Origin of the sequence: Mesorhizobium sp. M0184 (genome assembly GCF_040322215.1) — a bacterium.
Lineage (GTDB): Bacteria > Pseudomonadota > Alphaproteobacteria > Rhizobiales > Rhizobiaceae > Mesorhizobium.
Map to the genome: position 1 here is coordinate 94,266 of NZ_JAMYSZ010000020.1, position 20,807 is coordinate 115,072.

Sequence of the window (20,807 nt, forward strand, 5' to 3'; positions counted from 1 at the left end):
TCATTGCGTCCCTGCGGATGATTTCATACAGTTTGGCCGGCTTTGTCAAACGCGATTTCGATAATGCGCTAACGGCACGGCCAGGGTGGGGAAAAAGCATGGTTTCGAGCATTGCCGAACTGATCTCCGACCGCATCGGCACCATGCCGGCCGGCGAGCGGCGCGCAGCGCAAGCGCTGATCGCCAGCTATCCACTGATCGGGCTGAAGACGGTCGCCGAATTCTCGGCTACGGCCGGCGTATCATCGCCGACGATCCTGCGTTTCGTCGCCCGGCTCGGCTTTCAGAACTATCCGGAATTCCAGTCGGCGCTGCAAGACGAACTGGCGGCGCAATTGCAGTCGCCGGCGTCACGGACACTCAATTCCCCGTCGCCGGGCAGCAGCGCCGTGTCGCCGATGCTGGAGGCGACGCTCGACAATATGCGCGAGACATTCCGGCATCTCTCTGACAAGCAGCTTGCCGACATCGTCGCCAAGCTGGCCGACCGGCGCGGCAAGACATTCCTGATCGGTGGCCGCTTCACCGACCCGCTGGCGCGCTACATGGCGGCCCACCTTGCTATCATCAAACCCAACGTCTTCCATCTCGCCGGCCAGGAAAGCGTCTGGCGCGACCGGCTGATCGACATGGGCAAGCGCGACGTGCTGGTGATCTTCGACATCAGGCGCTACCAGGATAGCCTGGTCCGTTTCGCCGAGACCGCCAACCAGCGCGGCGTGCAGATCGTGCTGTTTACCGACCAGTGGCTGTCGCCGATCGCCCGCTTCGCCCGCCACGTCATTGCCGGGCGCACCGCCGTGCCTTCGGCCTGGGACTCATCCGCCGCACTTTTCGTCGTTGCCGAAACGCTGATCGGCGCCGTCACAAGGCAGCTCGAGGCCGACGGCGCCAAACGCATCCGCGAACTGGAAAGCCTGCGGTAGAGCCCCTCCGGAAAGGGACGCGTTTCGCTTCGGTCTAGTCCACTAAAAAACTGATCATCTGCAGGATCAGGATCAGCAAAAAGATGCCAAAGGCAGTCGCAAAAACCGCTGCCAGCAGGACGGTGCGTTGTTTCTTACCCATGGCTTTCCCCCCGAAAGCATAGTCCCCGTCCACGAATACGAATGTCAGTCCCGCCCCACTGCTCGGCCACCTCCCAACTCCTCAAGACCCGCCTGCGGCTTGGGCGGAGGAGTAATGACGACTTGCTTCACGTGCGAAATGAACCGCTTACAAGGTGCTCGCTAACGGAAATGGCCGCATCATTCATCCGACCCATGTCACGGCCGAACGGACACCTTGCCGCTGGGGCTTAACCATTTCAGCCGCAAAGCGCACCATCGCCTCGGTCCGGATACTTTAGCCGTGGCAAGGATAATCGTAGTTCGGCTAGCCTTGTCGACGCGACGCCGCTCGCTTGATAACCAGGCAAAAGCGCAGTGAACTGCGCGGAGGAATTCGATGAGCTATCTGGACGAGCTGTTCTCAGTCGCCGGCAAGACGGCGCTGGTCACCGGCGCCGCGACCGGCATCGGCCGCATGGCGGCGACCGCTCTGGTCATGGCCGGCGCCACCGTGATGATCGCCTCGCGCAAGAGCGAGGATTGCGTCAGGGTAGCGGGCGAGTTGAACGGCCTTGGCGCATCCGGCCGGGCGGAAGGTTTTGCCGGCGACGTCTCCAGCGAGGCCGGCATTGCGGCGCTTGTGGCCGAGGTCAGGGCGCGGACCGAGCGGCTGCATATCCTGGTCAACAATGCCGGCATCTCCTGGGGCGCACCGCTGGAAAGCTTTCCCTACCATGCCTGGGCCAAGGTGTTCGGCGTCAACGTCACCGCGGTCTTCCACCTGACGCGCGAATTGCTGCCTCTGCTCGAGGCCGCCGCCAGCGATGCTGACCCGGCCCGGGTGATCAACCTCGGATCGGTGATGGGCACGCAGCCTTTGGCCGAAGATGCCTACTCCTACTCGGCCTCGAAGGCCGCGGTTCACCACCTGACGCGCATCCTGGCAATCGAGTTCGCCGCCCGCCGCATCACCGTCAACGCCTTTGCGCCTGGCCCTTTCCAGAGCCGGATGACGGCCTTCGCCACCGGCACCGAGGACCAGGCAAGACATATCGGCAACCACGTTCCGATCGGCCGCATCGGCGCACCGGATGACATTGCCGGCGCAACGCTCTATTTGTGCAGCCGGGCCGGCAGCTATGTCACCGGCGCCATCCTGCCGATCGATGGCGGGCAGTCGGTGCAACACGGGCTGACATTGTTCAAGGAATGAGACGCACGCCATCCGGCGAGTGAAATGCCGGGGGTGAAGATGGAGGACATCAGCGTGGAACCGATCAGTCTCGATGTGCTTCTGGCCAACGTCGGCAAGGAAGTCGGCGTGTCGCCATGGCGGGTCGTCACCCAGCGCATGATCGACCAGTTCGCCGATGCCACCGACGACCATCAGTTCATCCATTGCGATCCGGAACGCGCCAGCCGCGAAACGCCGTTCGGCGGCACCATCGCGCATGGCTTCCTGTCGCTTTCGCTGTTGTCGGCGATGACCTTCGAAACCATGCCGCCGCTGGAAAACAGCAAGATGGGCGTCAATCACGGCTTCGATTCGCTGCGCTTCCTGGCGCCGGTGAAGACCGGCTCGCGCATCCGCACCCGTTTCGTGCTGGCCGACGTCAAGGTCAGGCCGTCGGGGTGGGTGCAGACGGCGCACGACGTGACGATCGAGATCGAGGGCTCGAAAAAACCGGCGCTGACCGCGCGCTGGCTGACGCTGACGCTGATCGAACGCCAGCCGGAAGCGGTCTGACTCTCGTCAGGCGGAGAAGCCAAATCTATCTGTGCCAATTCTATTTGGCTTCGGCCGCGACATACTTCATATGGCGGCTGACCTGCAGCGCAATGTAGACGACCAGTGAGCAACCGATTGGAAACACGATCTCGTTGAGGCCGGTTGCGATCGCCTGTGGCATTGCGAGAGCAGCGTCGTTCGCCGCGGCCGTCTCGATCGTCAGCACCGTGATGCCGCCGCCGAATACCGCGCCTATCAGGGCGCCTGCCAGCGCGAAATGGAGCGGACGCGGTTCTTCCTTCGATGCCAGCGACGCCAGTGCCCAGCCGAGCAGCCCGTATTCGATCGCCCGCAGCACACCGAGCGTCGTGAGCGACAGGATGGCCGGCTTTGCCGCCGCGTCCAGCGCGCTGACCATAACCTTTTGCGTCCCTTTGGCGATGCCCATCGCCAGTGGCGCCGAAATCGCACCGATCAGGCCACCGAGCGAGCCTCGCACCTTGGTGAGCGCCGTGCCGAGGCTGACGCCGGCGCAGACGAAGAACGACCAGGTCACGCCTTGCGCCAGTTCGATCAGAACCTGCGTCGTCGCCGGGTAGGCACCTGCCGCAAATCTGACGGTCAGAATGAGAGCTTCCATGGCGAAGCCGAGCGCGATCGCCAGCCATGCGACAGTCAAGCTTCTGCTTGGTGCCACCCTTGCCCGACGCCGTACAGCGTATATATGCTGCATCCAGCCATCAGTCATAAGGCAGTAGAAAGTTGCAGCTAAGCGTCCAGGAGCGCCGCGAAAAACAAAAGGCTGAACTGCGTTCCGAACTTGTCGACGCCGCGCACAAGCTTGTCCAGGAAGAAGGCTATGACGGCCTCACCATCCGCAAGCTCGCCAAGCGCGTTGGCTATGCGCCGATGTCGGTCTATTCCTATTTCGCCGACAAGCAGGACATCCTGTTCGCGCTGGCCGAGGATGCCTTCGAGACCTTGGCCAGGCGCATCGCAAATCATACGGCCGACGACCCGATCGAGGCGCTCAAGGCGGTGCTTGTCGAATACGCCGCCTTTGGACTGGAAAATCCCAACGAATACCGCACCGTCTTCATGACCGAAAAAGTCAGGCCGCCAGCCGGAAAGACCTTCGCCGAAATGGAGAGCGGCAACCCGGCGATGAAAGTGCTGATCGCGAGGGTCGAAGCCTGCGTTGCCGCCGGCAGGCTCAAAGGCGATCCACGCGCCATCGCCACCATGCTGTGGGCGGTCGGCCACGGCGCCATCTCGCTGCTGATCACCTTCCCGTTCTACCCGTTCGGCGACCAGACGACGTTCATCACACGGATCGGCGACATCATGCTCGAAGCCATCGCCGCGCACGAGATTGCGCCGCTCACGCCGCGGGTCAACTGCTGAAGAGCGGCGCTCCTCCCGATCTGCAGGATATCTTCTCCGAACGATCTGCACTGCGGCGCCGAGCGTTCGGCAATTCTCCGTACGCGTACGATTTTGCTTGAACACCGGGAGTCCAAGGCGTATCTGTACGCAATGCCGTACATGTACGAGCAATTCAATAGCTGAACCGGAGACCGACGATGAAGAAGGCAATCCTCACGCTTGCCGCCCTGCTGGCGCTCTCTGGCGCCGCATTTGCCGGCAGCAGTCAGCCAGCCAAGCAAGAAGTGACCTGTATCGATACCAAGACCGGTGCGAAGCTTGATTGCGCGCCGACCGGATCGCTTGAAAAGGCCGATGCCGCGGCCCACAAGGCCGGCAGCAAGGGCCCGAGGCTCGGCATCGGCATCGACCCGTGGATCGTGCCAAGCAGCTTCTGAGCCGATCGGGCGACAATACGCGGTGAGGAAACGAAAGGGCGGCAGCAATTTCCGGCCGCCCATCGCGCCGGCCTCAGCCCTGCTTTTTGTCACCCCGCGCAGATCACTTCTTGCGCTTCTGTCCCACCACGCTTTTGGGCTTTCCGGGCCTTGCCGGTGCGCCGGGAATGGCCGTTCCGGTGATCGACACCGGATCGCTGGCCGGGAATGTATCCTCGAGGCCTTCCTCGAGTTCCTCTTCGATATCCGTCCCAGTGCGCTGCTCGTCTTCGAAAGAGCGCACGGCCGGCGTCTTGACCGGCGACTTCGGCGCGGAGTTCGGCGGCATTTGCATTCTCCCTCGGCTCGCTGTCGCGGAACGGTCGGGCGCGGCGAACATGCCTATGCTGCCGCGTCGCGCGCTGCCTCCGACAGAAAAGTAAAGACATAATCGGAAAAGGAACGCCAGCATTCGACGCGGAACGCGTCGGCCGCCGTGCGCAACAGCACGATTTCGACCTTGCCGAGAATGGTGCGCGACGCCGCCCCGACCGGAAAGGCGTCGAGCGACAGATCCTGCGGGCAGCCGGCATTGATCGTCGCCGCGGCAGCCGGACCGGTAACCGATATGGCGACGTTGCGGTGCGAGATGCCGACCGCCGAATGCAGTACGGAAATGCTGGCGCAGTCGTCGAGCGGATCTTTTCCGCTCTCGTCGATGACCAGCCATTCGTCCGGCCCGAGCCACAAGGCCGTGCGTCCGGCCTTTGCCGCCGAGGTTTTCGGCCTTTGCGGCAGGACGACGCCGAGCGCTTTCGAAAGTGCCGCAATCGAGGCTTCCGGCGCGCGCAGCGATATGCGCTCGGCCGGCGGCAGCACGGCAAGTGTAACGCCGGCGGCGGAAAGCGACTGGCCGGCGAGAGCCGGACGGCGTTCGACTGAGGGTCCGGCGGCGTCGGTTTTCAAAGCGGCCTTAGCCATTGAGGCGCTCCCCCTTCTCGTCGAAGAACACCATGCCGGTGACCTCCACCTCGATCACCCCGTTCGGCATCGGCACATAGAGCGTCTCGCCCGTGCGATCGCGGCCGCCGGCGACCAGCCCCAGCGCGATCGAGCGGCCGCAATTTTGCGACCAATAGCTCGAGGTGACATGGCCAATCATCTTCATCGGGATTGCCTGCTTCGGGTCCGCGACGATCTGCGCGCCCTCCTCCAGCACCACCTTGGGATCTCTCGTCTTCAGGCCGACAAGCTGCTTGCGGCCCTTGGCGACCAGATCCGGCCGCGCCATGCCGCGAATGCCGACGAAATCGGTCTTCTTCTTACCGACGGCCCAGTCGAGCCCGGCATCGTTCGGCGTCACCGTCCCGTCGGTATCCTGGCCGACGATGATGTAGCCCTTTTCGGCGCGCAGCACATGCATCGACTCGGTGCCGTAGGCACAGGCCCCGTGCTTCTGGCCCTCGGCCCATAGCGCTTCCCAGACCGCCTCGCCGTAATCGGCCGGCACGTTGACCTCGAAGCCGCGCTCACCGCTGAACGACATGCGAAACAGCCTTGTCGGCACGCCGCAGATCTTGCCTTCGCGCACCGACATATGCGGCAGCGCCTCATCCGACATGTCGATGCCCTCGACCAGCGGCGCAATGATGTCGCGAGACTTCGGTCCCTGCACGGCAATCACCGCCCATTGCTCGGTGATCGAGGTCAGCCAGACGTTGAGATGCGGGAACTCGGTCTGGAGATAGTCTTCCATATGGTTCATGACGCGCGGCGCGCCGCCGGTCGTCGTCGTCACATGGAAACGGTCGGGTGCAAGCCTGCCGACGACACCGTCGTCATAGATGAAGCCGTCCTCGCGCAGCATGATGCCGTAACGGCAGCGGCCGGGCTCGAGCTTCTCCCATGGATTGGTGTAGAGCAGTTCCATGAATTTGGCCGCATCCGGCCCGACCACCTCGATCTTGCCCAGCGTCGAGGCGTCAAACAGGCCGGCTGTCTTGCGCACCGTGACGCACTCACGATCGACGGCGGCATGTATGTCCTCGCCCGGCTTCGGGAAATACCAGGCGCGCTTCCATTGGCCGACATCCTCGAATACAGCGCCCTGGCGCTCGGCCCAGGAATGGATCGCCGTCTTGCGGGTCGGGTCGAACAGGGGACCCCGCGCGTGGCCGACGATCGAGCCGAATGTCACCGGCGTATAGGGCGCGCGGAACGTCGTCAGCCCGACCTGCGGGATCGGCTTGCCCAACGTCTCGGCGGCAATCGCTAGGCCGTGCATGTTGGAGGTCTTGCCCTGGTCGGTCGCCATGCCATTGGTGGTGAAGCGCTTGACGTGCTCGATCGAGCGCATGCCCTCATGCACTGCCTGGCGGATGTCCTTAGCGGTGACGTCGTTCTGGAAGTCGACAAAGGCCTTAACCGTCGTATCCGATCCGGCACCGGGTGCTGCACCCAGCATGCCGCGCGACCAGCTCTCGCCGGCGTCGACCTTCGGCTTGGTGCCCTTGGCCGGCCTGCTGCCGGCGTCCTTGGCCGCCTTGGCGCCGGCCGCGTAGGCCTCGTCGATCGTCGCCGACAGCCCGTCGGTGCCGTTGCAGGCGCCGACCGAGACGCAGTCCTGCGCATAAATTCCGGGCACGAAGCGCTTGGTCTCGTCGTTGAAGGCAACTTTGCCGCGCGATTGCGAGAACAGATGCACCGACGGCGTCCACCCGGCCGACATCAGGATTGCGTCAACCGGCATGGTGCGTTCGCCGCCGCCATTCTTCGGCTGCACGGTCATCGACGACACCCGCAGTTTGCCGCCGGCGCGGATCACCGCGCGGCCGAAATTGACCTCGATGCCGAGCGCCCTCGCCTCGTCGATCGCCGGCCCGGTCGGGTTGTCGCGCAGGTCGACGATCGCCGCTACGTTGATGCCGGCCTTTTTCAGGTCGATCGCCGCCGCATAGGCGGAATCGTTTGCCGTATAGACGCCGACATTCCTGCCGACGGCGACGCCATAATGGTTGAGATAGGTGCGCGCCGCCGACGCCAGCATGATGCCGGGGCGGTCGTTATCGGCAAACACCATGTGGCGCTCGATGTCGCCGGTCGCCAGCACCACGCGTTTGGCGCGAACCTGCCACAGCCGCTCGCGCGGCAGGTCGCGGCCGGGGTTCTGCAGATGGTCGCTGACGCGCTCGACCAACCCGACGAAATTCTGCGCGTAATAGCCGAAAGCCGTGGCGCGGGGCAGTACGCGAACATTGTCCATCGTCCGGAGCTTGGCGACAGCGGACTGCGCCCAGGCAAAACCGTCCTGGCCGTCGATCCGGGCACCGCTCTCGAAGCGCAGACTGCCGCCGAATTCCGCCTGCTCGTCGGCAAGGATAACGCGCGCGCCGGTCTCGGCCGCGGCCAATGCCGCGGCGATGCCCGCGGCACCGCCGCCAAGCACCAGCACCTCGCAATGGGCGAAGCGCGCCGAATAGTGGTCGGGATCCGGCTGGTCAGGAGCGACGCCGAGACCGGCGGCGGCGCGGATCTTGGGCTCGTAGAGGTTTTTCCACGCGGCCTTCGGCCACATGAAGGTCTTGTAGTAGAAGCCGGCCGAAAGCATCGGCGAGGCAATACTGCTGACGGCACCGATGTCGAAAGCGAGCGACGGCCAGCGGTTCTGCGACTGTGCGGTCAATCCGTCATAGAGTTCCTGCACCGTGGCACGCACGTTCGGCGTCTTGCGTGCCGCGTCGCGCTTGATCTCGACCAGCGCGTTCGGCTCTTCGGCGCCTGCCGACAGGAAGCCGCGCGGCCGATGGTACTTGAACGAGCGGCCGACGAGATGGACGCCGTTTGCAAGCAGCGCCGAGGCCAACGTATCGCCCTCGATGCCGGTATAGGGGCGGCCGTCGAAGCTGAAGCCAGCTATCTTTGCCTGTTTGAGCCGCCCGGCGCCGGCAATGCGGAACGTGGCGCTCATTTGGCGGCTCCCGGCAGCTTGGTGGGCTTCGGTTCGCCGGCCTTGTAAGTCATCAGGAACCTGTCGCTGACGGTGTCGCGCACGGCATTGAAGAACCGCGCACAGCCATGCATGTGCCGCCAGCGCTCATAGATGATCCCCTTGGGATTGGAGCGGATGAAAAAGAATTTTTCAAAATCGTCGTCGCTCTCGCCGGCGATGTTTGGGGAACGCGCGATATGCGCCTCGCCGGCGTTGCGGAATTCGAGCTCCGGACGCTCTTCCTCGCAATAGGGGCAGCGGATGAGAAGCATGGTTGGTCCTACAGTTCGCCGTGGCCGACGCGAGCGCCGGCAGGTTGGTCGCAAAGCCTCTGGCCCATCGTCACGAAGGGCGCGATCAGCCGGATGCGCTCCTCGATGCTGGCTGCCGGGCGGAAAAGGTCGCGATACGCCATATTGCCGACCGAAAGCGTCATCGGTTCGGTCGTCACGATGACGTAGCGCCGCTCGAATTTTTCGCCTTCCTCGAGATCGGCTGGCCGGTTCTCCATAAAGGTGACCACTCTCTGACCGGCGCTCCAGGCGCAGGCGAGTACACCCTCGTCGACGGAAAACGGCCAATCCGCTTCATTGCCGGCGCGGCTGATGGGCTGCAGGCGCACCTCCTCTGGCGTGGGGATATGGAACAGGCCTTGCTCGCCGGCGAGCATCAGCGGCATGGCGACGGCCATCTCGGTCATCATCAGTGCGCCACCGCCGCCGCCGCCGCCTCGTCGATGAGGCGGCCGGTGCGGAAGCGCTCTATGGTGAAGGGCGCGTTGATCGGGTGCGGATCGTCCCTGGCGATCGTATGGGCAAAGACATGGCCCGAACCCGGCGTCGCCTTGAAGCCGCCTGTGCCCCAGCCGCAATTGACATAGAGGCCGGGCACCGGCGTCTTGGCCAGGATCGGCGAACGGTCCGGCGTCACATCGACGATGCCGCCCCATGAGCGCAGCATCTTCATGCGGGTGAAGATCGGGAACATCTCGCAGATGGCGTCCAGCGTATGTTGCAAAATGTGCAGCCCGCCGGTCTGCGAATAGGAGACATACTGGTCGGTGCCGGCGCCGATAACCAGCTCGCCCTTGTCGGACTGCGAGATATAGGCATGCACGGTGTTCGACATCACCACGCAAGGCACCACCGGCTTGACCGGCTCCGACACCAGCGCCTGCAGCGGATAGCTTTCCAGCGGCATGCGCACGCCGGCCATGTTCATGATCACCGATGAGTGCCCGGCGGCAACCACGCCGACCTTCCTGGCGCCGATGAAGCCGCGCGTCGTCTCGACACCGGTTACCGCGCCGTTCGGCGCCCGCTTGACGCCGGTGACCTCGCAATTCTGAATGATGTGGACGCCACGCGCCGAGGCGCCGCGCGCATAGCCCCAGGCGACCGCATCGTGCCGCGCCGTGCCGCCGCGGCGTTGCAGGGCAGCACCCATAACCGGGTAGCGCGCACCGGGCGAAATGTTGAGCGGCGGGCAGAATTCCTTTGCCTGCTCCGGCGTCAGCCATTCATTGTCGATGCCGTTCAGCCGGTTGGCGTGGACGTGGCGCTTCAGCACCTGGATGTCGTGGATGTTGTGGGCGAGCATCATGACGCCGCGCGGCGAATACATGACGTTGTAGTTGAGCTCCTGGCTGAGCCCGTCCCACAGCTTCAGCGCATGGTCGTAGATGCCGGCGCTCTCGTCGTAGAGATAGTTCGAGCGGATGATGGTGGTGTTGCGCCCGGTATTGCCGCCGCCGAGCCAGCCTTTTTCCAATACCGCGACGTTGGTGATGCCGTGCACGGTGGCGAGATAATAGGCTGTGGCCAGGCCGTGGCCGCCGGCGCCGACGATGATGACGTCGTACTCCTTCTTCGGCTCCGGCGAGGACCACTGTTCCTCCCAGCCTCTATGACCGCGCATGGCCTCGCGGGCGATGGCGAATACCGAGTATTTCTTCAACGTCGCAGGCCTCGCAAATGGCGGCAGGGCAGATCAGCCAGCCCCGGCGCGCGAGCTTGTATCACTAGCGAAACCGTGCTGCCAGCCTTGCACTGTTTGCGACGGCGCTTGCCGTTTTGCGCCGTGGTGAAAAAGCCGCATCCGGGCAGGTTGATGCAATTGCCTTCCACCGCTATCCGTCGCCTGACGATCGGAGGATTATGGCGGTGGCTAACGTCTGGTGGAATCTGACATTGCGCTTCTTGCTGGAGCTCGCCGCTTTGCTCGGCCTCGGCATGGCGGGCTGGAGCCTCTCAGCGGGCATGTGGCGCTGGATCCTTGCCGTGGCATTGCCGTTCGTTGCCGCCGCGCTCTGGGGAATCTTCGCGGTGCCGAACGATCCGAGCCGCTCGGGGCGGGCGCCGGTTCCGGTGCCGGGCGGTTTGCGGCTGGTGCTCGAACTCGTCATCCTGTTCGGCGGCGTTGCCGGATTCCACGTGGCCGGTTACACGACAGCCGGCATAGCCGTCGCCCTGCTGATCGCCGTCAGCTACGCATTTTCGCTCGATCGGCTCGGCTGGCTGCTTAGGCAATAGTCGCCTTGCCCCTGTTTGCGACGGCGCTTGCCGTTTGCGCCGTGCTTTCACTGGTCGCTGTTCTGAGCTTCGCTTTTTGACGGGTCAGCCGGAGCACGCTTCACGATGGACGGCCCGATTGCATAGGTCGCCCGCAAATAGCCTTTGCGGCAATCGGCAGCGATTTGACGAATTTCCGCATCGTCCGACTGCTCCGCCATGGCCACGAAGCGATCGACGATAACCTCGCGCGGCCTGATAGCCACGGCCGCCGCAAAGCGCCGCAAAACCGCATCCGGATGTTCGAGTAACCGTGGCAGGTCCTTGGAACTCGGCATGACATAGTGACCATAGGCGTCGACCAGTGTCGTGAAAGCTGAGTCCGGGCGAAGCGCGGCGGCATTTTCCACCGCAAGCCTTAGCTGCCAGCGCTGCGCAAGGCAGATGAACTGGACAACCTTCCATCGAACGCCGACATGTTCGTCATCCAGCCGCAGCATTACGCGACCGAGAATGGCGCCATCGGCCGGCGTGGTGCAGCCCCGGAGCGCCCCAATTGCATCGAAGCGGAGATGAGAAGCTTTGCTATCGAGCAGATCGGCTATCTCGGCGACAACACAATTTAGCTTATAGCTCAGCCTGGAACCCATTTCGACCGCTATGAACACCGCTGCAGCTTGTGTCTGGCCATTGCTGGAGACCAGCAGCGGTCGGAGGTTTTCGATCGGAAAGCCTTTGCCAAATTCCGAACGAAGAGCCCACGTCAACTCGCTGTCGCCCTCGAAGCCGGAGGCCAACAACTTGCTCATCATGTCTTGGGGGGTCATTGCAAATGGGTGGCGCGTCCACCCGCGAGTTTTTGGATGACGAGCCGTAGCCTGGTGGCCAGCGGACGTCAAGGAGCGCTGTCGAGGGCAGCGCGTGTATCGGGTGGTTCACGCCGCCCCGATTTGCGACCAAGCATCCCGATTGCCGGCCAGAGCCGGCTCGAAAAAAGGATGCAGAAAAAATGCTCGCACTTACCAACAAAGTTGCCATCGTCACCGGCGCTAGTTCCGGCATCGGCCGCGCCACGGCAAAGCTCTTTGCCGAGCAAGGCGCCAGGCTCGTCGTCGCCGCCCGCCGCCAGGCCGAGCTCGACGCACTGGTTGCCGAAATCGCGGACGCCGACGGCACCGCCGTCGCTCTTGCCGGCGATGTCCGTGACGAAGCCTACGCGAAAGTCCTGGTCGACCTGGCGGTCGAGAAATTCGGCGGGCTCGACATCGCCTTCAACAATGCCGGCTCGGTCGGTAGGATGGGGCCGGTTTCGGAGCTGTCGCTGGAGGGCTGGCGCGAGACGCTCGATACCAATCTGACCAGCGCCTTTCTCGGCGCGAAATACCAGGTGCCGGCGATGGTCGAACGCGGCGGCGGGTCGTTGATCTTCACCTCCACCTTCGTCGGCTACACGGTCGGCATGCCCGGCATGACCAGCTATGCCGCGAGCAAGGCCGGACTGATCGGATTGACGCAGGTGCTGGCCGCCGAATTTGGCGCCAAGGGGATTCGAGTCAACGCGCTGCTGCCGGGCGGCACCGACACGCCTTCGGCGACATTCAAGACACCTGAATCGCGGGCCTTCGTCGAAAACCTGCATGCCTTGAAGCGCGTCGCCGAGCCAGAGGAGATCGCCCGCTCGGCGCTTTACCTGGCTTCCGATGCATCGAGCTTCACCACCGGCACGGCACTGTTCGCCGACGGCGGTGTCTCGATCACCCGCACGTGAAGCGTTTCGCGGTTGGCGTCGGCCCGCCAGCCGCAATGTCAGCCCGCCAGCCGCAATGCCGGAAAAACCGGTCTTGCTTTTCCCGGCGATTTGACGATTCCGTCTTCTCCTCGAAAACGGGTTGGAAACATGCTGCTGATCAGGACGTATATCGCTGCAAGCGCAATCGAAGGCGTCGGCGTGTTCGCCGCCGAGCCGATCCGGAAAGGGGCGCAGATCTGGCGGCTCGATCCGGACTTCGACCGGCTGATCCCGATGGAAAGATACGAGACGGCGCCGCCGCACCTCAAGGAATTGCTCGACAGATATGCCTATCCCAGTCCGGACCGGCCGGGCTTCATGGTCTATGAGGTCGACAATGGCCGCTTCATGAACCACGCCGACAAGCCGAACACCGACTTTTCGCAATATGGCGGGGCCACCGCGACCCGCGACATCGCCGCCGGCGAGGAGATAACCTGCGACTACGGCGAGTTCTTCGAGGGTTTCGAGCAGCTCCACCTGGCCACGGCATAGCCGCGCCTATCTGACCCAAGGCGAATTTTGTTCTTGCTTTGTGCCGGCAGCTATGCTACTAAATTGCGTATGGTGCTGATTCACCAGAGACCCGCCGCCGAGGCGGGTTTCTCGTTTCGGGATCGGCACCGCCTCTCAATCGGCTGTGGACAGCGCCCCTTGATTCTGCTATCAGCCGCCCCAATTCGTGGTGTAACGCGCCGCGGAGGCTTGCGGCTATGGCCGCTTGCCTGTTGATTTCAAACCGAAAGACAGGATTGCACGTGCAGGTACTCGTCCGCGACAACAATGTTGATCAGGCGCTTCGCGCGCTCAAGAAAAAGATGCAGCGCGAAGGCATCTTCCGCGAAATGAAGATGCGCGGACATTACGAAAAGCCCTCCGAGAAGCGCGCCCGTGAAAAGGCGGAAGCCGTGCGCCGTGCCCGCAAGCTGGCCCGCAAGCGCGCCCAGCGTGAAGGCCTGCTGCCGATGACGCCGCGTCCGGTCGCGGCCGGTGCTGCCGGTGCCGGTGCTCCGCGTCCGCCGCGGTTCTGACGTCAATTTTTCGTCCTTTTCCAAGGATATCCAAGGTGGCGCGATGCGGAATCGCCGCCACCTTTTTGTTGTGAGTTCGACCCGGTCCGAGAGGACCGGTTGGGAGAGATGCCGGTTCGGAGGGGGAACGGACCAGACGGCGCAGTAAGGACAGGGCAGACATGGACGCAATCACCGTAGAGCGCAGAACCGCGTGGCGCGGCCTCGCCCTGACGGCAGCCCTGCTTTCCGGGATGGCGCTTGCCAGCTGCCAGAGCGTTCCGACCGGCGAGTTCAACAACATCGACAAGGCGCAAGCCTCGACCGAGAACATCTCCTCACTGTCGGCGGTGATCCAGCGCAACCCCCAGGATCCGGAAGCCTACAATGTGCGCGGCTCGGCCTATGGCCGCGGCGGCCAGTACCAGGCGGCGCTCAAGGACTTCAACACCGCCATCCAGCTCAATCCGAATTTCTACCAGGCCTATTCCAACCGGGCGCTCATCCAGCGCTTCCTCGGTGATCAGGCAAGCGCGCTTGCCGACTACAACCGCTCGATCCAGATCAATTCCAACTATGACGCCGCCTATATCGGCCGCGGCAATCTCTACCGCAGGGCGGGCCGGGTCCAGGAAGCCTTCAACGATTTCCAGAAAGCCATCCAGCTCGACACGACCGATGCGCGCGCCTATCACAATCGCGGCCTGATCTATCAGAGTCAGGGCCAGCACGCCTTTGCCATCGAGGATTTCTCGACCGCCATTTCGCTGGCGCCGGATGCCTCCGAGCCTTACAACGGGCGCGGCCTCTCCTACCTTGCCATGAACGACGAGGACAATGCCTTCGCCGACTTCAACGTGGCCATCAAGCTCGACGGCAAGAATGCCGAGGCCTGGTCCAACCAGGCGTTGATCTACGAGCGGCGCGGCGACAAGGTCAGGGCCGCGAAATCCTACCGCGAGGCCGTGCACCTCAATCCGACCTACCAGCCGGCCAAGGACGGCCTGGCCCGCACCAGTGCCGGCTGAGCGGCCGGTTAATCGGGCCTCCGTTTCCGCACTCCGACAACCCTGCGTTTAGCTTCGCTTTGCCGGCGCCAAGTTTTCGGCGGAACGCTCGGCGTGCTCAGCCGTTTGTACAAGGCAATTTCGAAAGGACCCTGCCATGATCAAGAAACTCGCTTGTGCCGCTGCTCTCGCCACGACCGTCGTTGCCGCTCCCGCCAGCGCCAGCAAGCTCCAGCTCGGCGTGCTCGACTGCACCATCGACGGCGGCACGGCCTATCTCGTCACCTCCAACAAGGGTGTTTCCTGTGTCTTTCGTCCGCATCGTGGCGGCCCCTCTGAAGTCTATACAGGGGTGATTTCCAAGCTCGGCGTCGATGTCGGCCGGACGCATCAGGGCCAGCTGGTATGGGCGGTTCTGGCGGCGACCCGCAACCACGATGAAGGCGACCTTGCCGGCAGCTATTATGGCGTGAACGCCGAGGCCAGCGTGGTCACCGGTGGCGGCGCCAATCTCCTGGTCGGCGGCCTCGACAGCGCCTTTTCGCTGCAGCCGCTCAGTGTCCAGGCACAGACCGGCGTCAACCTGGCGGTCGCCGTCACCTCGCTGGACCTGATCCACTCGTTCAAATAACGGCCTCTGGCAAATACGGCCCGTGGCCTTTCATCATGCGCCGGGATAGGACGGTTCCGCGCCGCGTAGTCGCCGGCGCGTGGCAGCCTTTTGATTGGGCGCCTTGCGGCTTCGAAATTGACCGATGATCGCGCGGTGGCGCCAAACTCATTCTGCGCGCAGCGCTTCGATCGGCTGTAGGCTTGCGGCCTTGCGGGCGGGATAGTAGCCGAAAAAGACGCCTACAGCCGCGGCAAAGCCGATAGCCAGCAGGACGGCGCTGAGATCGATGATCACCGGCCATTGAGCGATAGACCCAACGGCGATTGCAGCAACAATCCCAATACCAGCACCTAGAATACCCCCGAGCAGGGCAAGCGTTGCTGCCTCAACGAGAAACTGGGCAAGGATATCTCGCCGTCGCGCGCCCACCGCAAGCCGCAGTCCGATCTCGCGGACCCGCTCCGTCACCGTCGCCAGCATGATGTTCATGATGCCGATCCCGCCCACGACCAGCGAAATTGAGGCCACCGCCGAAAGCAGCAGCGACACCACGCGTGTGGTCGAACCTTCGACATTCGCAGCTTCGGCGAGGTTGCTCACCATGAAGCTGTCTTCCTGACCTGTCCGCAACCGGTGACGCTGCCACAGGAGTTGGCGGATCGCTGCCATCGTGCCCTCGGCCGAGGTCCAATCGGCGAACTTGACGGTGATGTTGTGTACGAAGGTCGGATTGGCACGGCTCGTGCCAATGAACTGACGTCGCGCCGTCCTCAGCGGCACAAGTGCCACATCGTCCTGATCATCGCCCCACACGCTCTGGCCCTTCCGCTCCAGCAGTCCGATCACCGTGAACGGCACGTCGCGGATGCGGATCGCGGCGCCCAGCGGATCGGCTTTTCCGAACAACTTCTCCCGCATCGTCGTTCCGAGGAGCACCACGTTGGCGACGCGGTTGTTGTCCTCCGGGGTCATCTCCTGCCCGGCAATAACCCGCCACTCGCGCGCTGAGAAATATTCCGGCGTCACGCCGCGAAGCACGCCTTGCCAATTGGCGGAGCCGATCGTGAACTGCTCGCGGGCGTAGAGGAGTGGCGCCGCCACCACGACGCCGGGGATTTCCATTCCGATCGCCGCTGCGTCCTCTTCACTCAGCCGCGGCGCGCCACCGGCCCCAAGGCGGACGCTGCCCATCTTCGCACTGCCCGGACTGACGCTGATGAGGTTGGCGCCGAGGCTGCGGATCTGCGCGGTGATCCGTTCGCGCGCACCAACCCCGATCGCGATCATCACCACGACAGCGGCCACACCGATGATGATGCCCAACATGGTGAGCGCGCTGCGCATATGATGGGAGCGTAATGATCGCAGGGCGGTTCTTGTGCTACCGGACATTGTTGTACGCCAGCGCTAGACGGCGAGTGTCATCCAAAGGTCGGACCTGCTGTATGACAGGGGTGTCTGACAGAACGCGGCCGTCTCGAAAGGCTACAATGCGATCCGTATGGGCAGCTATCTCAGCCTCATGGGTGACCAGCACAATGGTCAGGCCCTCTCCATTGAGTCGGCGGAAAATTGCCATGATCTCCAGCCCTGTCTGGCTGTCGAGCGCACCAGTGGGTTCATCGGCCAGTAGAAGTAAAGGCTCCGTCACCAGGGCGCGGGCAATGGCAACGCGCTGCTGTTGTCCGCCCGAGAGTTCGGCAGGAGTATGTCTGGCCCGATCGGCGAGCCCTACCTTGGCCAGCATCGCCAGCGCTGCGCGCCGCCGCTCACCAGCCCACATGCGGCGATAGACAAGCGGCAGTTCCACGTTTTCTAGTGCGCTGGCCCGCGGCAGCAGATTGAACGACTGAAACACGAAACCGATGTTCCTATTGCGGATCGCAGCGAGTTCATCGTGATGGAGTCCACCGACGTCTACCCCGTTCAGCCGATAACGGCCTTCACTCGGACTGTCGAGGCAGCCCAGTATGTTCATGAAGGTAGACTTGCCCGATCCTGAAGATCCGATCACCGCGACGAATTCGCCTCGTTGAATCGTCATGCTCACCCCTTCGAGCGCCCACACCGGCTCTCCGCCAACACGGTAGCAATGGCGCAGCCGGTCGACGTCAATCAGAGCCATGAATACCTCACCACAACCGGAACTTGACCAGGACGGAAGACGCGTCATCGTCCCGACGCGGAGCAGTGGCAAGCCCCATAATGACCTGCTGCCCCTCAGTCAGGTCGCCTGCCAGCACCTCTGTTGCACGACCGTCGGTGATTCCAAGCCGGAGCGAGACAAGCTTCGGCTCGCGGTCTGGCCCAAATACAAATACCTCGCCCGGGCTTCCCGCCTCTACGCCCGTTTCGGCAATGGCCGGCGCGGTTGATCGCGCCTCGTCCCCGGTATCGCTCGGCGGCCGAAAACGCAGGGCCGCATTGGGCACTTTCAAGACTCCCTGTCGCTTGGCCATTACCACGCTCAGATTGGCGGTCATGCCGGGCAACAGCAGCTCATCGGAATTTTGCGTACCGACCACCACTATGTATGTGACGACGTTTTGAACGACCTGCGGTGCCTTGCGTATCTGTTTTACCGTGCCGGTGAAAATTCGGTCGGGATAGGCATCGGCAGTGAAAGTAACCGGCTGCCCGAGCGCAAAACGGCTAATGTCGGCTTCCACCACAGAAGCTTCCACCTGCATCTCAGTCAGGTCTTGAGCTATGGTGAACAGTATCGGGGTCTGCAGGCTAGCCGCCAGGGTCTGACCGCCACTGACGGCGCGATTGACCACTGTGCCGGTGACCGGCGCGCGTACATAGGTGCGGTCAAGATCAATTTGGGCCTGCTGAAGCACCGCTTCCTTCTGCTTCACCTGGGCAAGCGTGTTGGCGAGCTCCGCTTCTGCCATGTTGAGGGTCGCCTTGGCGGCTCGAACGACTGCCGATTGCGACAGTTCCTCGGCCTGGGCGGCAGTCGCCTGCGCCTTGGCAGAATTGTGTGCGGTATTCTCCCGCTCCCATTCTCCCACCGCGATGATCTTCTGTTTAGCCAGGGAACGTTTGCGGTTCACTTCCTGCGCCGCACCATCGAGCGCGATTTCGGCGCGTGTAGTCTGTGCGGCTGCAGAATCATATCTGGCCTCGGCGGTCTCCATCTCTGCCCTGGCCCGCTCGATCTGCGCCCGATGTACCGAAACCTGCGTTTGCGCCATCTCCCGTTCGGCAAGGGCTTGCGCTACTCTCGCTTCGTAAATCTCCGGCTCAACCCGGGCTATCACCTGGCCTTTGGTGACCTTGGAGTTGAAGTCGACATAGAGGTCCTTCACCCGACCCGAGAGCTGAGAACCGACTTCCACCATAACTAGCGCGTTCAGCGTGCCAGCCGCCTGCACCGTTGTGACGATATCGCCGCGGAAAACATGATTATTGGATGTAGATGTAGTGGTTTAAAGGTGGCCGCGGCTGCGGCTTTCATGGGTGGGGCACTGTTGCTTGGAACAGGCGGAGCGCTAGCGCAGACCTGTCCCGGCGTATCGCAGACACAGTGCACGGACTTCTGCGGCACCGCTGGCGTGGCCTCCTGTACAAAGACGGGGTCGGTTCCGGACTGCGTGTGCAATGAGACCACGAAGGATGTGAATGGCAATGCGTTCGGCACGGCAACGCAGGATACGGCTGAAGGCCAAGGCAACATTGGCAACAAGACCGAGACGGCCTGCGAGGGTAATCCCGGCCACTGCAAGTAGTAATATCCGAAATTTTCTAATAAACATCTATGTATTTGGCTGTTGACGGGTTTATTCTATAGGTTTGTAGAATTCCTCTTCGGCACTGCCAAGTGCAGATTAAAGAGCTGGAAGGGACTACCTTTCCCTTCCGGCTCAGAGGTGGTCAGAACATGATGCGCAGCGTTTTGTTCGTTACGGTAATCCTCGGCGCGGCGGTAACGCCCGGGAGTTCCATGGGACCGACACCATCGGTGACTTCCGGCCAGGTTTTGTCGGCCTTCAATCAGCTCTCAGCTCTCCTCGAGCCGTCCTCCATCCGGCCCGATACCCCCGCCTATCGCACGCAAGCCGTGGAGCCTCCGATTTTGCCAGAGCTAGAGTGTGCTGCGCAGGCCATCTCTGGCACTGGTCGGCAGCATGAGGGCGCAACAAAGCCCTCGATTCGGCTCGATCGATTATGCTGTGGGGGATGCGGAAGTTATGAGGCCGCCAGCAACGGCTTTAAGCCGCCGGGCCTCCCAAGACTCTTTCGGGTGACAAGACTCTTTCGGATGAAGGGCCCTCTGCGGCGCACAGAATCGCCGCAATACTTGGCCTGCGCAAATCGGCAGCGCCCATTGTCGTGCTCCAGTACGACTGTAAGCGGGAATATTTCTTCTTGCTAATATATTAACCATATTTGCGGAAGCTGGCAACCAGTATCTGGGATATACGTCGGTTGAGGTGCTGCTAAATCGATTGGTAGAACGGCGTGAACATCGCAATCGGCGTCAGCCAGTATCAGTTGCGCCGCAGAGCGGGTTGATCGTGGAGCCGAGATGCACGATCACCCTGGCTTCCGGCCTACATCATCATCTCAGCACACCGGAAACCGCTTGAACTCAACTGCGGTTGAGGTTTTACAAGCCGTCCCCGAAGCGCCGCGTGCCCATTTGGAGACGAAGAGCGCTCCAATATTTTAGACCAGCGTCTAGGGAAGCTCGGGGGACTGGATGACCAAAACAAGCACAAACGGGGTCGATTGGCGCGCGCTGTGGGCGAGCGGCGACCTGGCGCGCATCTGCTTCATCGGCCTCGGCATCCTGCTGCACGCCACCAACGAAACCATGGTAGCAACGGTCATGCCGGCCATGGTCGGCGAACTCGCCGGCGTGCAACTGGTCGGCTGGTCGCTGGCGATCTACGAGCTCGGCGCCATCGTTGCCGGTGCGGCCGCCGGACGGCGGGTGAGCTATGTCGCGCTGCGTACCAACATGATGGTCGCCGCAATGCTCTATGCCGCCGGCGCGCTGGTCTGCGCCACCGCGCCTTCGATGCCGCTGTTCCTCTGCGGCCGCCTGATCGAAGGGCTCGGTGGCGGCGCGCTGGTGTCGCTGGCCTTCGTCTCGGTCGAGCGGCTGTTTGCCCGCGCGATCTGGCCGCAGCTTTTCGGCGTCATGTCGGCGATCTGGGGTGTCGCCGCCTTCAGCGGGCCGGTGCTCGGCGCGGTCATGAACGAATTCTCGTCCTGGATAGTGTGCTGAAGGTTCTGCAAAAAGTTTTGGAGAGAGAACGGCGCCTGCTCTGAGGGGCGAGCGGCCATGGCACGGTGGTG

At 62.9% G+C, this 20,807-nt stretch carries 22 protein-coding genes and 1 pseudogene; 12 read left to right on the plus strand and 11 right to left on the minus strand.

Annotation, left to right across the window (positions count from 1 at the left end; translation table 11 throughout):
• Positions 1-98 precede the first annotated feature (98 nt).
• The 3 genes from NKJ23_RS22695 (at position 99) to NKJ23_RS22705 (ending at position 2,796) form a co-directional block, all read left to right on the plus strand.
• Positions 99-926, plus strand: a complete 828-nt coding sequence (locus NKJ23_RS22695) for a MurR/RpiR family transcriptional regulator (protein WP_352682540.1) — start codon at positions 99-101, stop codon at positions 924-926.
• Between the two features lie 520 nt (positions 927-1,446).
• Positions 1,447-2,262, plus strand: a complete 816-nt coding sequence (locus tag NKJ23_RS22700; protein WP_352682542.1) for an SDR family oxidoreductase — start codon at positions 1,447-1,449, stop codon at positions 2,260-2,262.
• Between the two features lie 39 nt (positions 2,263-2,301).
• Positions 2,302-2,796, plus strand: a complete 495-nt coding sequence (locus tag NKJ23_RS22705; RefSeq protein WP_031211357.1) for a MaoC family dehydratase — start codon at positions 2,302-2,304, stop codon at positions 2,794-2,796.
• A 40-nt stretch (positions 2,797-2,836) separates the two neighbouring features.
• Here NKJ23_RS22705 and NKJ23_RS22710 read toward each other — a convergent pair whose 3' ends face one another.
• Positions 2,837-3,457: a hypothetical protein gene (locus NKJ23_RS22710; RefSeq protein ID WP_352682543.1), complete on the minus strand. Its 621-nt coding sequence runs from the start codon at positions 3,455-3,457 to the stop codon at positions 2,837-2,839.
• An 83-nt stretch (positions 3,458-3,540) separates the two neighbouring features.
• Here NKJ23_RS22710 and NKJ23_RS22715 point away from each other — a divergent pair, with 83 nt between their 5' ends.
• Positions 3,541-4,182 carry a TetR/AcrR family transcriptional regulator gene (locus NKJ23_RS22715; protein ID WP_352682545.1) on the plus strand — a complete coding sequence of 214 codons (642 nt, stop codon included), beginning with the start codon at positions 3,541-3,543 and terminating at the stop codon, positions 4,180-4,182.
• A gap of 179 nt (positions 4,183-4,361) precedes the next feature.
• Positions 4,362-4,601 carry a DUF680 domain-containing protein gene (locus NKJ23_RS22720; RefSeq protein WP_352682547.1) on the plus strand — a complete coding sequence of 80 codons (240 nt, stop codon included), beginning with the start codon at positions 4,362-4,364 and terminating at the stop codon, positions 4,599-4,601.
• A 103-nt stretch (positions 4,602-4,704) separates the two neighbouring features.
• On the opposite strand, the gene NKJ23_RS22725 is transcribed toward NKJ23_RS22720, so the two are convergent.
• The 6 genes from NKJ23_RS22725 to NKJ23_RS22750 are packed head-to-tail and all read right to left on the minus strand — an operon-like array spanning position 4,705 to position 10,524.
• Positions 4,705-4,929 (minus strand): hypothetical protein, encoded by a 225-nt coding sequence (locus NKJ23_RS22725; RefSeq protein ID WP_023675341.1) that lies wholly within the window; start codon positions 4,927-4,929, stop codon positions 4,705-4,707.
• A gap of 53 nt (positions 4,930-4,982) precedes the next feature.
• The gene (locus tag NKJ23_RS22730) at positions 4,983-5,561 is read right to left on the minus strand and encodes a sarcosine oxidase subunit gamma (protein WP_352682549.1); all 579 of its coding nucleotides are present in this window, start codon (positions 5,559-5,561) and stop codon (positions 4,983-4,985) included.
• Positions 5,554-8,547: a sarcosine oxidase subunit alpha gene (locus NKJ23_RS22735; protein WP_352682551.1), complete on the minus strand. Its 2,994-nt coding sequence runs from the start codon at positions 8,545-8,547 to the stop codon at positions 5,554-5,556. The genes NKJ23_RS22730 and NKJ23_RS22735 overlap by 8 nt, the downstream gene beginning before the upstream one ends.
• Positions 8,544-8,840 carry a sarcosine oxidase subunit delta gene (locus tag NKJ23_RS22740; protein ID WP_292519105.1) on the minus strand — a complete coding sequence of 99 codons (297 nt, stop codon included), beginning with the start codon at positions 8,838-8,840 and terminating at the stop codon, positions 8,544-8,546. The genes NKJ23_RS22735 and NKJ23_RS22740 overlap by 4 nt, the downstream gene beginning before the upstream one ends.
• Before the next feature lie 8 nt (positions 8,841-8,848).
• Complete coding sequence (locus NKJ23_RS22745) at positions 8,849-9,271, minus strand: hypothetical protein (RefSeq protein ID WP_352682553.1); 423 nt, start codon at positions 9,269-9,271, stop codon at positions 8,849-8,851.
• Positions 9,271-10,524 (minus strand): sarcosine oxidase subunit beta, encoded by a 1,254-nt coding sequence (locus NKJ23_RS22750; RefSeq protein ID WP_352682555.1) that lies wholly within the window; start codon positions 10,522-10,524, stop codon positions 9,271-9,273. The genes NKJ23_RS22745 and NKJ23_RS22750 overlap by 1 nt, the downstream gene beginning before the upstream one ends.
• A 200-nt stretch (positions 10,525-10,724) precedes the next feature.
• On the opposite strand from NKJ23_RS22750, the gene NKJ23_RS22755 reads away from it, so the two are divergent.
• Positions 10,725-11,099: a YrdB family protein gene (locus NKJ23_RS22755; protein WP_352682558.1), complete on the plus strand. Its 375-nt coding sequence runs from the start codon at positions 10,725-10,727 to the stop codon at positions 11,097-11,099.
• 47 nt (positions 11,100-11,146) lie between these two features.
• Here the strand turns inward: NKJ23_RS22755 and NKJ23_RS22760 are convergent, their stop codons facing one another.
• Positions 11,147-11,875, minus strand: a complete 729-nt coding sequence (locus NKJ23_RS22760; protein ID WP_352682560.1) for a hypothetical protein — start codon at positions 11,873-11,875, stop codon at positions 11,147-11,149.
• Positions 11,876-12,087: 212 nt separating this feature from the next.
• Between NKJ23_RS22760 and NKJ23_RS22765 the strand changes: the two genes are divergently transcribed.
• From NKJ23_RS22765 to NKJ23_RS22785, 5 genes are all read left to right on the plus strand, one after another.
• On the plus strand, positions 12,088-12,846 hold the full coding sequence (locus NKJ23_RS22765; RefSeq protein WP_352682562.1) for an SDR family oxidoreductase: 759 nt from the start codon (positions 12,088-12,090) through the stop codon (positions 12,844-12,846).
• A 129-nt stretch (positions 12,847-12,975) separates the two neighbouring features.
• Positions 12,976-13,362, plus strand: a complete 387-nt coding sequence (locus NKJ23_RS22770) for an SET domain-containing protein (protein WP_352454023.1) — start codon at positions 12,976-12,978, stop codon at positions 13,360-13,362.
• A 263-nt stretch (positions 13,363-13,625) separates the two neighbouring features.
• On the plus strand, positions 13,626-13,898 hold the full coding sequence (rpsU, locus tag NKJ23_RS22775) for a 30S ribosomal protein S21 (RefSeq protein ID WP_023675331.1): 273 nt from the start codon (positions 13,626-13,628) through the stop codon (positions 13,896-13,898).
• A gap of 161 nt (positions 13,899-14,059) precedes the next feature.
• Entirely contained in the window at positions 14,060-14,905 is an 846-nt protein-coding gene (locus tag NKJ23_RS22780; protein ID WP_352588237.1) for a tetratricopeptide repeat protein, read from the plus strand.
• 136 nt (positions 14,906-15,041) lie between these two features.
• Complete coding sequence (locus tag NKJ23_RS22785; protein ID WP_023675329.1) at positions 15,042-15,515, plus strand: DUF992 domain-containing protein; 474 nt, start codon at positions 15,042-15,044, stop codon at positions 15,513-15,515.
• A gap of 147 nt (positions 15,516-15,662) precedes the next feature.
• On the opposite strand, the gene NKJ23_RS22790 is transcribed toward NKJ23_RS22785, so the two are convergent.
• Genes NKJ23_RS22790 through NKJ23_RS22800 form a run of 3 tightly spaced genes read right to left on the minus strand, consistent with a single transcriptional unit; the run spans position 15,663 to position 18,844 of the window.
• On the minus strand, positions 15,663-16,841 hold the full coding sequence (locus NKJ23_RS22790) for an ABC transporter permease (RefSeq protein WP_352682564.1): 1,179 nt from the start codon (positions 16,839-16,841) through the stop codon (positions 15,663-15,665).
• A gap of 37 nt (positions 16,842-16,878) precedes the next feature.
• Positions 16,879-17,622, minus strand: a complete 744-nt coding sequence (locus NKJ23_RS22795; protein ID WP_352454020.1) for an ABC transporter ATP-binding protein — start codon at positions 17,620-17,622, stop codon at positions 16,879-16,881.
• Positions 17,623-17,629: 7 nt separating this feature from the next.
• The gene (locus tag NKJ23_RS22800) at positions 17,630-18,844 is read right to left on the minus strand and encodes an efflux RND transporter periplasmic adaptor subunit (protein WP_352682566.1); all 1,215 of its coding nucleotides are present in this window, start codon (positions 18,842-18,844) and stop codon (positions 17,630-17,632) included.
• Between the two features lie 1,361 nt (positions 18,845-20,205).
• Between NKJ23_RS22800 and NKJ23_RS22805 the strand changes: the two are divergent.
• Positions 20,206-20,724: pseudogene (locus tag NKJ23_RS22805) on the plus strand (MFS transporter); the annotation flags it as partial.
• Positions 20,725-20,807: the final 83 nt, after the last annotated feature.